Here is a 1602-nt window from a genome sequence, read left to right as displayed (position 1 = left end):
AAATTGCGGTCAGATCACCGTCTACCAGATCGAGAGATAGCCATTCGCTCCAGTCGACACCCATCCAGTCGTCTGCATACAACTCTCGCTCGTTCATATCTGTTAGTTGTACCATGTAAGCCGCTCACCTATCATTAAACCCACATTTGGAACCCGTATCCTGATGTGATGCTTCTTCAGTCAATGAACTTGTCGTGATACGCCAAGGTGGATGTTTGAGAAGACGAAGGTTATATGCCATTATAGTGGTTGACAGTTCCTATGACACAGGAGGATCTACGTGAAAATATTGCCTTTCGCCATATCGATGATGAATGGCACCATCATAACTCGAACGTCATTTATCGCATTTTCAAATTGAAGGAATTCTATGACGAGATAAGAGATCATATAGAAACTCTCGAGGGTTTTGTTGAACAATGTGGATCAGAAGAGAAAGAACCATCAAAGAAACTGATCAGTGACTCCCGTCGCGCGATATTAAGGTTAATGAGGAATGTCGAAGCAATTGCTTGGAATTTCCCTCATTTAGCGCATGAAAGTTGGTTTGGGTCGTTCAAAGAGGATATTGCGCATGGATATTGGCGAATTGAAGAAATGCGCTATCAAAACGCAGAGTCTGATCCTGATGAACGAAGGCAACTCTGCGGCGAAGCTCGAAGAATATGTGAGAATACATCTGAGGCTTTCTCTCAAGGTATCTTGGGTCGCTTAACAGAATTTTTTGAGTTCATGGATGTTGACTTCCATATGAAAGATACACCTAAAGAATACAAGAGCACTATTCGAGAGGCCGCTGATCTTTATTGCTTAGGCTATTATTCAACAGCGCTACTGGTCTTGGGGCGAGCAGTTGAAAAGTGCTTACTGCAGCTGGGAAGAGATAGAAAGGTTAAATCTATTCGTGCATATAATGACGAAATTGATTGGGAAGACGCAAGATTTCACTTCCGGAACAAGGCACTCAATCGAATAGATATGCCCGAAAAGCATGGGAAAGTACTTTCTGATCGCCAGTATCATCAGATTGCTATTCTAATTAAATATCGGAACAACGTAGCTCATTCCGATTATGAACAAGTTGGGAGAGATGAAGCACTCCGTCAGTGTATGAGCGCACTCGACTTATTAGAAGAGTTGAACGAGCTGAGATCTCACTTACGGGAATTAGATGATGAATCGATCCGGCCCGTTTCCAATCAAAAAGCGCAATAAAGGGTGTCCGAGAATTCATCCAGTATTGGACTCTTCTGTCGTCTCGATCGGTTCGAGATCAACTCAACCAATATTCTTTATATATTGTCAGTCAGATAATCTGGTAGAGCATCATGGAGAAGGCTCCGAAATTCAGCAGGAAAGACATAGTAATCTCTGAGTCGCCACCCGGCTATGATGCAGATCCATATCCTGCCATCGTTCTTAAGGTGACAGACAAAGTCGCCGGTGAAGAGGAAGTGAAGCGCTCTGATGGCACTGTACTGACGTACTCAGAACACTATGGCAAAGCGGTGAATGATTCTGATCCCCTATATCGAATCCACGATCTCGTACTCGTCGACGGAGAACTCAAGTCGGGAACAACAACCTATACTGTTCCTGAAG

The 1602-nt window shown here is 43.6% G+C and carries 2 protein-coding genes; both read left to right on the top strand.

Annotated elements, in window-relative coordinates:
* The first annotated feature begins 261 nt into the window (after nucleotides 1–261).
* Nucleotides 262–1215, top strand: coding sequence for a hypothetical protein (locus ACFR9S_RS15020; RefSeq protein ID WP_143067677.1), 954 nt, complete (start codon nucleotides 262–264; stop codon nucleotides 1213–1215).
* Nucleotides 1216–1328: 113 nt separating this feature from the next.
* Nucleotides 1329–1602: hypothetical protein (locus ACFR9S_RS15015; RefSeq protein ID WP_379818973.1), on the top strand; the 274-nt coding region annotated here is incomplete at its 3' end.

Origin of the sequence: Halolamina salina (assembly GCF_042678005.1) — an archaeon.
Classification (GTDB): Archaea; Halobacteriota; Halobacteria; order Halobacteriales; family Haloferacaceae; genus Halolamina; species Halolamina salina.
Note: the sequence above shows the minus strand (reverse complement) of the source record. Positions and strands in the feature narration are given on the sequence as shown.